This window comes from Deltaproteobacteria bacterium (genome assembly GCA_009692615.1).
In the GTDB taxonomy this organism is placed as follows: domain Bacteria; phylum Desulfobacterota; class Binatia; order UBA9968; family UBA9968; genus DP-20.
The window spans coordinates 1-9,416 of record SHYW01000153.1; the positions used below are offsets into that span (position 1 = coordinate 1).

General features: G+C 55.5%; 11 protein-coding genes. 7 read left to right on the forward strand and 4 right to left on the reverse strand.

The genetic code is table 11. The features are described 5' to 3' along the window. Positions 1-248: 248 nt before the first annotated feature. The 6 genes from EXR70_23625 to EXR70_23650 all read left to right on the forward strand — a co-directional run bounded on the left by EXR70_23625 (position 249) and on the right by EXR70_23650 (position 6,241). Positions 249-1,712, forward strand: coding sequence for an MBL fold metallo-hydrolase (locus tag EXR70_23625; protein ID MSP41487.1), 1,464 nt, complete (start codon positions 249-251; stop codon positions 1,710-1,712). 132 nt (positions 1,713-1,844) lie between these two features. Then, the gene (locus tag EXR70_23630) at positions 1,845-3,287 is read left to right on the forward strand and encodes an MBL fold metallo-hydrolase (GenBank protein MSP41488.1); all 1,443 of its coding nucleotides are present in this window, start codon (positions 1,845-1,847) and stop codon (positions 3,285-3,287) included. A gap of 43 nt (positions 3,288-3,330) precedes the next feature. Next, positions 3,331-4,455 carry a hypothetical protein gene (locus EXR70_23635; protein MSP41489.1) on the forward strand — a complete coding sequence of 375 codons (1,125 nt, stop codon included), beginning with the start codon at positions 3,331-3,333 and terminating at the stop codon, positions 4,453-4,455. Positions 4,456-4,555: 100 nt separating this feature from the next. Continuing rightward, complete coding sequence (locus tag EXR70_23640; protein ID MSP41490.1) at positions 4,556-4,753, forward strand: hypothetical protein; 198 nt, start codon at positions 4,556-4,558, stop codon at positions 4,751-4,753. Between the two features lies 1 nt (position 4,754). Next, positions 4,755-5,171, forward strand: coding sequence for a type II toxin-antitoxin system VapC family toxin (locus EXR70_23645; protein MSP41491.1), 417 nt, complete (start codon positions 4,755-4,757; stop codon positions 5,169-5,171). A 320-nt stretch (positions 5,172-5,491) separates the two neighbouring features. Continuing rightward, positions 5,492-6,241: an ABC transporter substrate-binding protein gene (locus EXR70_23650; GenBank protein ID MSP41492.1), complete on the forward strand. Its 750-nt coding sequence runs from the start codon at positions 5,492-5,494 to the stop codon at positions 6,239-6,241. Positions 6,242-6,292: 51 nt separating this feature from the next. On the opposite strand, the gene EXR70_23655 is transcribed toward EXR70_23650, so the two are convergent. Further along, positions 6,293-6,601 carry an XRE family transcriptional regulator gene (locus EXR70_23655; protein MSP41493.1) on the reverse strand — a complete coding sequence of 103 codons (309 nt, stop codon included), beginning with the start codon at positions 6,599-6,601 and terminating at the stop codon, positions 6,293-6,295. A 7-nt stretch (positions 6,602-6,608) separates the two neighbouring features. Next, positions 6,609-6,944 (reverse strand): type II toxin-antitoxin system RelE/ParE family toxin, encoded by a 336-nt coding sequence (locus EXR70_23660; protein MSP41494.1) that lies wholly within the window; start codon positions 6,942-6,944, stop codon positions 6,609-6,611. Between the two features lie 217 nt (positions 6,945-7,161). On the opposite strand from EXR70_23660, the gene EXR70_23665 reads away from it, so the two are divergent. Next, positions 7,162-8,190 (forward strand): hypothetical protein, encoded by a 1,029-nt coding sequence (locus tag EXR70_23665; protein MSP41495.1) that lies wholly within the window; start codon positions 7,162-7,164, stop codon positions 8,188-8,190. 85 nt (positions 8,191-8,275) lie between these two features. Here EXR70_23665 and EXR70_23670 read toward each other — a convergent pair whose 3' ends face one another. Both EXR70_23670 and EXR70_23675 read right to left on the reverse strand, forming a co-directional pair. Further along, a complete protein-coding gene (locus EXR70_23670) occupies positions 8,276-9,133 on the reverse strand; it encodes a hypothetical protein (GenBank protein MSP41496.1) in 858 nt (285 codons plus the stop codon). Further along, positions 9,130-9,309 (reverse strand): hypothetical protein, encoded by a 180-nt coding sequence (locus tag EXR70_23675; protein MSP41497.1) that lies wholly within the window; start codon positions 9,307-9,309, stop codon positions 9,130-9,132. The genes EXR70_23670 and EXR70_23675 overlap by 4 nt, the downstream gene beginning before the upstream one ends. Between the last annotated feature and the right edge of the window lie 107 nt (positions 9,310-9,416).

Below are 9,416 nucleotides of genomic sequence, written 5' to 3' on the forward strand. Positions count from 1 at the left end.
CTCAACCACGGTGATCTCGCTGCGATATACTCGTTGAATTACGTCTAGTCGTTTCTCGTCTTTCATTGTCAGGGTTGTCATCCTTCCACCCTGACATAATTACGTTGCCGTTAACCCCTGACATAATCACTTTGCTACAACAAAGGTTGTCGAAGTCGTTGACACCGGGGAAGGTCATCGGGTAATCTCGCCAAAAATTGACGAATTCATTCGCGATAAAATCAATTCACAATACGGGAGGCGTCAGTATGTTTAAGAAGTTCGTTCTTGCGTTCATGCTGGTAGGGTTCGCCGGCTTTAAGGTCAACGCGGCGGACACCGCGCTGCAACAGATCGCCGATGCGTTGGACGTGTCGACGACCAAGACTTTTCAATTTACCGCCAACGGCAAAATGTGGGGCGTGGGGCAGGCGACCAGTGCGGTGGCGGCCAACCCTAGATCCTATATCAAGAGTTTGACCCGGGTCTATGATTTTACCGCGGGCGCCATGCGCGACGAATTAGTTCGCTCCCAAGGCGAGGCGCCGCCGAGCGGCGGCGATTTTCAGCCCATCGAGGGCGATCAACGGCTAGTTCCACTGGTGAGCGGAAATTGGGCGTGGAACGAATCCGGCAAAAATATGATTCCGGCGCCGCACGAGGCCAACGAGCGCGCCCATGCCATCGTGATCTCGCCGCATGGCCTGGTTCGCGCGGCCTTTGCCAACAACGCGGTGGTCGCCAAACGGACCATCGAAGGCCGCGAGATGTCGGTTATCTCCTTCACGGTCCAAGGGCAGCATAAAGTGGTGGCTTTCGTGAACGATCAAAACGCCATCGAGAAGGTGGAGTCGTCCTACGGCCACCCAGCGGTGGGCGACATGAAGGTGGTCACCCACTATGGACCCTACCGCGATTTCGGCGGTATCAAGTTCCCGGCGAAAATCATTCAATATCAGGACGGACTGCCGTCTCTCGATGTCACCGTCACGGCCGTGCGAGCGAATCCACCCGTGGATATCGAGGTGCCGGGTAATGTGCGTAGCGAACCGGTGATGGTGCGGTCGGAAAAGGTCGCCGACGGCGTTTGGTTTATCGGTGGCGGCTCGCATAACAGTGTGCTCATCGAGATGAAGGATTATCTGATTGTCGTCGAGGCGCCGTTGGGCGATCTGCGCTCGGCGGCGGTAATCGGTGAAGTGAAAAAACTGGTGGCCAACAAGCCCATCAAGTATCTAGTCAACACGCACCATCACATCGATCATTCGGGCGGCGTGCGCGCCTACGCGGCCGAAGGCGTCACCATCGTGACCCACGAGCTGAGCCGGCCCTATTACGAAAAGGCGTTGGCGAATAGCTGGAACTTGAGCCCCGATCGATTGGCCAAGTCGAAGAAAAAGCCGGTGTTCCAGACGATGGGCGATAACATGGTGTTGACCGATGGCGCGCGCTCGGTGGAGCTCTATCAAATCACCGGCAGCGGCCATCATGACGGCATGGTCATGGCCTATCTGCGCAAGGAAAAGCTCTTGGTCGAGGCTGACGTGTTTAGTCCTTTCGGCATACCGAAAACCCCCAATCCCTATTCGGTCAATCTCGAAGCCAACGTGCGCCGCTTGAACATCGACGTTGGCAAGATTCTGCCAATCCATGGCCCTATCGTTCCTTACGTCGAGCTGTTGAAAGCGATCGGCAAAGACCCGGCTGCGGCGAAGGCGCCACCGGCGAAGTAGCGACAACCTAACTCCAAATCGGCGCGAGCACGGCGTAGGTCGTGCTCACGCCTTTTTTTGCCTTGTAACTTTCTCGGCTCTCGCATATTAAGTGCTCATTCCGAGGTTCCATTACCCATAAGGAGGCCAGTTATGTTGACTAAGCTTGTAGTTGCGTTCGCGCTGTTGGTGTTCACGAGTTATCCGGCCCAAGCGCAGGAGAGCGATCTCCAACGCATCGCCGATGCCCTCGACGTGTCGACGACCAAGACGTTTCAGTTTACCGGCAATGGCATGATGTACTCGCTGGGCCAAAGCACCAGCCCGGCGGCGCCCTGGCCGCGCCAGTTCGTCAAGTCGATGACGCGGGTTTACGATTTCACCGCCGGCGCCATGCGCGATACCGTCGTGCGCATGGCGGGCGACGCGTTGCCCATCGGACCGGAGCAGCAAGCGGTGACGGTGGTGAGCGGCGATCTGGCCTGGAACGTGGCGGGCAAAGAAATCTCGGCGCGAATTTTCGAAGCCAGCGAGCGCGCCCATCAAATCGCCATCTCGCCCCATGGCTTGCTGCGCGCGGCGTTCGCCAACAACGCGAGCGTCACGAAGAAGACGATCGAAGGGCGGGAGATGATGGTCCTCGCATTTACCGACCGGGGCAAAATCAAAATTGTCGCCTACGTCAACGATCAGAACGCCATCGAGCGCGTCGAGTCTTCCTACGGCAGTCCGGTGGTCGGCGATATCAAAGTGATGACTCACTACGGCCCCTATCGTGATTTTGGCGGCATCAAGTTTCCGACCAAAATCATTCAGTATCAGGATGGCAAGCCGACCTTGGATCTGACGGTGACGGCGGTCAGAGCCAATCCTACGGTGGATATCGAAGTACCCGCCGCGCTGCGCAACAACCCGGTGGCGGCGAAATCGGAAAAAGTCGCCGACGGGGTTTGGTACATCACGGGTGTTTCGGCCGCCAGCGTCTTGATCGAGATGAAAGATTATTTGATCGTCGTCGAAGCGCCGCACGGCGAGGAGCGCTCGCTAGCGGTGATGGCCGAGGTGAAAAAGCTCGTGCCCAACAAGCCGATTAAATATTTGATCAACACGCATCATCACTTCGATCATTCTTCCGGCTTGCGCACCTACGCGGCTGAGGGGGTCACGATTGTCACCCAGGAAATCAACCGGCCCTACTTCGAACGTGCGGCGTTGAATCCTTGGAGTCTAGCGCCGGACCGTCTGGCGAAGTCGAAAAAGAAACCAGTCTTTCAATCCATGGGCGACAACATGGTGCTGACCGATGGCACGCGCTCGGTGGAGCTCTACCAGATCGTCGGCAACGTCCATCACGACGGCATCGTCATGGCTTACCTGCGCAAAGAAAAACTGCTCATCGAAGCTGATGTCTTTTCGCCCGGTCCGGTGGGCGCCGAGCCGCCTAAAGTTCCCGCGCCGTCAGCCGTGAATCTCGAAGCCAACGTGCGCCGCTTGAACATCGACGTCGATCGCATCGTGTCGATTCACCAGCGCGTCGTGCCCTATAGCGATCTGCTCGCCGCCATCGGCAAGAAGCCCGCGCCACCGGCGAAGTAAGTAGCAAGCTGCAATTGGAGTGATGGAGTGATGGAGTATTGGAGTGATGGGGCTTCCAATGCTCCATCGCTCCATCGCTCCGCGCTTTTATGATCTTGGTCGCCGATTTCGATTCAGCTCAATTATGATGCGCCAATTACATCGCGCCATTCTCGCGGGGTTGTTCCTGCTTGCGGTGGCGGCGCCGGCATGGGCGCAAGCGAATTTCTTCCAAGGCAAGACCATCAAGTTCGTCGTCGGCTATCAGTCCGGCGACAGCCACGATCTGTGGGCGCGCGCCTACGCGCGCCACATGGGTAAACATATTCCCGGCAATCCGAACTTCATCGTCCAGAACATGACCGGCGCCGGTTCCATGGTGGCGGCTAACTATATTTACAACGTCGCCAAGGCCGACGGTCTGACCATGGGAACTTTTGCGCCGGGGCTTTATTTGGCGCAAATCACCGGCGGCAAGGAAGCGAAATTCGACTGGGCGAAGTTTACCTGGATCGGTTCGCCGGAACAAAATGGCAATGTTCTTTTCATGCGCGCCGACGCGCCGTACAAATCCATCGAGGACATTCGCAAAGCCGCCGAGCCGCCCAAATGTTCCGCCACCGGTGTCGGCACCAGCGGCCATTTGATTCCGCGCTTGCTCGAAGAAACCCTGGCTCTCAAGTTTCGTTTGGTCACGGGTTATCCCGGCGGAGCTGAGCAGGACTTGGCGATGGAGCGCGGCGAGGTGCACTGCCGCGCGATCACCATCGCCGCGTATTTTTCCCGCGAACCGTTTATCAGTTGGTACAAGAAAGGCTTCGTGCGCTTTCTGATTCAGACTTCGCGCAAGCGTCATCCCAAGGCGCCGGACACGCCGACGCTGTACGAATATATGGAAAAAGAAAAAGCGCCGGAGTCGAGCCGCCGGCTGGCGCTCGTCACCTTGGGCGCCGGCGGTTTCGGTTCCTGGCCGGTCGCCGCCACGCCGGGCATTCCATCGGATCGGGTGAAAATCTTGCGCGACGCCTACGTGGAAACTTTACAAGAGCCAGACTTGCTCGATGAAGCGAAAAAGCGCGGCTGGGAAATGCGCCCGGTGAGCGGCGAGGACATGCTCAGCTTGGCGAAAGAAGTAACCGTGGCCCCGCCGGATGTCATCGAGCGGATGAAAAAATTGATGGGCGGGTGAGGAAGGCTTGAGGCTTGAGTTACCGAGCGAATGGCATCAACTTGTGAACCGTGATGAGGTCCAATATTATTAACGTTGTTTTCAGCTGTGGGAGAGAATCATGAAAAATGCTTCATTGCGCCAGAAACTTGTGCAAGTAGATCAACGCAAACTCAATCGTGCCGTGCGCATTCTAAAAGTTCGTACGGAATCTGAAGCGCTGGATGGCGCGCTCAGCGTCGTCGTGAGCGAAGATAAAATCGACACCGCGCTGCGTAAAGTTCGAGGCAAAGGGCGCATTCGAAAAGTCTTCGAATAAAATGCAGCGAGTGGTTGTCGACACGAATATTTACATCGATTGGCTTAACGAAGGCCGGCATGAAGACATCATTTTCCGGCGCGACGCAGTCAAGCATCTTAGCGCGGTCGTGCTGATGGAATTATTGGCGGGAGCATTTTCCGTTGAGGACCGCAGGCTCGTTCGCAACATAACTCTCCCTTTCGCCAAAGCCCACCGAATTGTTACGCCCACGGTTTCGATCTATCAGGAGGCCGGCGATGTATTGAGACGACTTCAACGTGTGCGCGGCTACACCATCCGCAGTGCCTATGGGCTTGTGAACGATGTGCTGATTGCGCTATCGGCCCGCTCGATTGGCGCGAGCGTGATTACCCAAAACGAACGCGACTTTGCGGCGATTCAGTCGGTTCGGCCGTTTAAGCTTGTGGTTGCGTAGTTGACGAGCGCGGAAACTAGATTTTATCGAGCGGATGAAAAAATTGATGGGCGGGTGAAGACGTGAGGGATAAATCATTTAGGAGGTCACATGAATTGGCAATTTCTTAATTGGTTACTAGCAATTTTTTTTCTGGCAACTGTTTCGCTGGCTGAGGCGCAACCGGCGAAGAAAGTCGCGCGCATCGGTTATCTAGCGAACACCGCTGCTACCTCGGCGTTTAGCCAGATGCCATTTCGTGAACGTTTACGCGAGCTCGGCTACATCGAGGGGCGAATCTCACGATCGAGTACCGGTATTTTGAAGGTTAGGTCGAACGACTGCCAGAGCTTGTCGCCGAGCTCATTCGCCTCAAATGTGAAGTAATCGTTGTTCTTGGAAATGAAGCAGTCGCGGCCGCCAAAAATGCCACGAAAGAAATTTCCATTATCATGTCAAATACCAACGACGCTGTTGCAAGCGGATTTGTTGCGAGCCTGGCGCGCCCTGGTGGCAATGTTACGGGACTGACTGGTTTCGGTGGTGAAATAAATGGGAAGCGCCTCGGACTTTTGAAAGAGATAATCCCCAAACTCTCAAAGGTAGGTTTTCTCTGGAGCGCTACCAGTCCAACCGCAGCCGATAACCTGAAAGAAACTGAACCCACCGCGCGGTTTTTACGTGCAGGGATTGAATCTTTGGAAATCAAAGGGGCCGATAACTTGGAAAAAGTCTTTCAGTTGGCGGTCGCTAAAAAAGTTGGCGCGCTGCTGATAGATGGCGGCGGTTTTGTTGCCGCGCACCAACACGAGATCATCGCACTGGCAACAAAATATCGGCTGCCTGCGATGTATAGCAACTCTCGCTATGTCGAGTTAGGTGGACTTATGAGCTACAACGGCGACCGTTCGGAACAACTCCAGCGCGCGGCGGAGATGGTGGATAACATTCTAAAAGGCACGAAGCCCGCTGACATACCCGTGGAGCGGTCCAAGAAGTTGGAGTTCGTGATCAATCTCCACGCTGCTAAGAAGATCGACCTGATCATTCCGCCCAACGTGTTGGTGCGGGCGGATCGGGTGATTAGGTAGGGGTGGACCGATGTGTCCGCTCTCCGAACGGGCCGACAACCAGGTCGGCCCCTACGCGGCCTTGAGACCGTGACGCAAAGGTTTGAGAACGAGCCGAACTCGAACCCCGAGGCGAGCGAGGATATCGATGAGCGTATCGGTGCTAAATAGATCGATCCGGCCGCGCAGCAAATCGCTCAATCGAGGCTTGGTGATGCCGAGACTTTTCGCCAACTCAGCTTGGCTAAGATGTTTGGATTCGATCAGCGTCTGGACCTTGATCATTAAGTCCGCTCGGACCAGCAAATGCTCGGCTTCCACAGGGGTAAATCCGACATCGCGGAAAACATTGCCGCTCGATCGCGTCATCTTGAGTTTCATATCGAACCTACCTTACCGCGGAACTTCCGCTGCGCCGTTTCAGGACCAACGCACGAAACCGGTCTCGGGCAAGGTCCGTTTCTCGTTTGGGCATTTTTCGAGTTCGCTTCTCGAAGGTGTGCAAAACATAAACCTCTTCGGTAAACTTCGCCACATAGAAAACTCGATGTTCAAGCCCAGTGTGGATACGGATTTCCTGCACGCCGGCGCCAACTGTCGTCATCGGTTTCCAGTCATTTGGCTCAAGCCCCTGCTGCACCCGGCGCAGTTGGAACCCAGCGACGCGGCGCGCGTCCGGCGTGAAAGCCTTGAGATCGCCTTGGGACGACCCGAGCCAAATCAAAGGCTTGTCCGCCCTAGCTTAATATGTGGGTATTACTATACCTTGTCAATTCTGACTCCGCAGGAACTTAACGCCAAAATAAACAGCCGAGGTTCCGAGACCATCAAGCAATTGCCAATCCGGGCGAATAGGGTGATCAAGTAGGTGAGGAGCGAAGGGTGAGGCGTAAGGAACAAGAGCGCGAGACGCGCCGGCCGGTGAATTACGAAGGGATGCTATGAAAAAATTTTTGCTGAGTTTGGTGTTAATGGCGATTTTACGCGTCGATGTTTTCGCCCAGGCGCCGTTCTACCAAAACAAGACGGTGACCATCGTGGTCGGCTATCAGGCGGGCGATGGCTACGATATTTGGGCCCGGGTGTTGGCGAACCATATGGGCAAACATATTCCCGGCCATCCCAACTTCATGGTCGTCAACACTCCTGGCGCTGGGTCGATGATCGCGGCTAACAACCTATACCGCGTTGCCAAGCCGGACGGCCTGACGATGGCGGCGATTGGGCCGTCGCTTTATCTCGATCAAGTAATTGGTAAAAAAGAAGTGCGCTTCGATTGGCCAAAGTATGGCTGGGTCGGTTCGACGGAAAGGACGCCGTGGCTGCTCTACATGAAAACCGACACGCCGTACAAAAACTTCGAGGACATTCGCAAGGCCAAAGAGGCGCCGCGTTGCTCGGCGACCGGCACGGGCACGAGCGGTCATTTCATTCCCAAACTGATGGAAGAAGCCATTGGCACGAAATTTAACGTGATCATGGGTTACCAAGGCGGCTCTGAGCAAGATTTAGCGTTTGAGCGCGGCGAAGTCGTCTGTCGATCACTCAGTATTCCGTCGTTTTTTGCCCGCGAGCCGTTTATTAGTTGGCGCAAGAATAACATCGTCCGAATCTTGATGCAGACAGGGCGCAAGCGCGATGTCAAAATTCCCGAGGCGCCGACGATTCACGAACTCATGAACGAATATAAGACACCGGCGGCAACTCGTGCGCTAGTGACTTCGGTGCTCGCTTCAGGGGATGTCGGACGGCCCTTTATCGCTCCGCCCGGATTGCCGCCCGACCGGCTCAAGACGCTGCGCGATGGCTTCCGCAAAACCATGGGCGATCCGGCGTTTCTGGCCGACGTCAAAGTGCGCAAGTTCGAGGTCGATCCCGATTACGGCGAACAGCTCGAGGCCATGGCGAAAGAGGTCGTCGCGCAGCCGAAGGAAGTTATCGAGCGGATGAAAAAGTTGCTGGCGGAGTGAGCGGGACGCGTTCTTACTTTATTGCGTACTTTTTCGCGCGGGCGGGATCGGCATCCCCACCCGCGCAATTTCTAGCGCTTCACAGTCAAAAATCGAAAGCGACTTCCAATTTCGAATCCGGCGAAACGAGGTGAACGCAGACCACGTCTTTGTTGCGAAATGGATAGGGCTTCATGGTCGTTTCGTAAACTTCCGGCGGCTGCATGGTAAGCTCGACGCCGTCGGCGGAAAGTTGCGCGCAGGCGTTGCCGTTGGCAATATTGACGAACTCTTTAGTCGCGTCGAGGGCCAGCTCGTCCGGCGTGCTGATGTTTTGATCGAGCATGGTCGAGGCCATTTGCAGCATCAGTTTTGGCGGCACCGACAATAGACAGTTGAACTCGACGTTGTCGCCGGCGATTTTTTGCGAAAACACCCAGCGAAACAGCCGGACGTTTTCCTTGCCCATCTCGCAGCGCTCGACTTTGATGTCGTGTTGATCGGCGAAGTCGGTGAACATCATCACCATCAGATCGGTGAAGGTCTTGACGATCTGTTTGTTAGCGATGGAATTGAAGGCCTCGGCGACCTGCGCGCTGAGCTTGTCTTCCTCTTTTTTGTGCTCCTTCAACTCTTTTTCCAAGGCGTCGATGCTGAGGTAACCTTTGATGACCAAGGCTTCGCCGAGGTGGACTCGGTGATTGGGTTGGATTTGCAGCAGCTCGGCGACTTGCGCTTCGCTAAGCAAGCCAAGCGACACCGCCAACTCGCCAAAGGGTTTGTCGGTGCTCCGACGGCGGGCGATGATCAACTTTACTTGATCGGCGCTGAGCAGCCCGGCTTCGAGCGCCAAGACGCCGATGGGCACGTTCACTTGCTTTTGAAATTCCAGAGCGTCGACCAACTGCTGCGAGCTGATGCGCCCCCGTTCGAGCAGATATTGACCAAAAAATTTCGCGCTCATAATTCGACTCCCGCTTGTTCGCAAACCGAAGTGAGAGTGGCGAGCATGCCTTTTTTCTCAATCGGTTTTTGCACGAAGCTTTTGGCGCCTTTTTTTAAACATTCCTCGACGGTGCTCTCGGTGCCCAGCGAACTCATGTCAATGGCGGAGAGAAAATGTGCCAGATAGCGGCGCAATAGTGTACCAGTCAGGTTAAGAGAAAAGGGCTTTGAAGCCCCTGGGGTTTATTGTTGAGCTGGCACGTCGATTTAGATTTTGGTGTTGGGTTCTCCTTCGGTTGGCA

Coding starts and splice junctions, on each gene's coding strand:
- EXR70_23665 (MSP41495.1), top strand. CDS start 7,162: ATGAAAAAATTTTTGCTGAGTTTGGTGTTAATGGCGATTTTACGCGTC.
- EXR70_23670 (MSP41496.1), bottom strand. CDS start 9,133: ATGAGCGCGAAATTTTTTGGTCAATATCTGCTCGAACGGGGGCGCATC.
- EXR70_23655 (MSP41493.1), bottom strand. CDS start 6,601: ATGAAACTCAAGATGACGCGATCGAGCGGCAATGTTTTCCGCGATGTC.
- EXR70_23640 (MSP41490.1), top strand. CDS start 4,556: ATGAAAAATGCTTCATTGCGCCAGAAACTTGTGCAAGTAGATCAACGC.
- EXR70_23630 (MSP41488.1), top strand. CDS start 1,845: ATGTTGACTAAGCTTGTAGTTGCGTTCGCGCTGTTGGTGTTCACGAGT.
- EXR70_23645 (MSP41491.1), top strand. CDS start 4,755: ATGCAGCGAGTGGTTGTCGACACGAATATTTACATCGATTGGCTTAAC.
- EXR70_23625 (MSP41487.1), top strand. CDS start 249: ATGTTTAAGAAGTTCGTTCTTGCGTTCATGCTGGTAGGGTTCGCCGGC.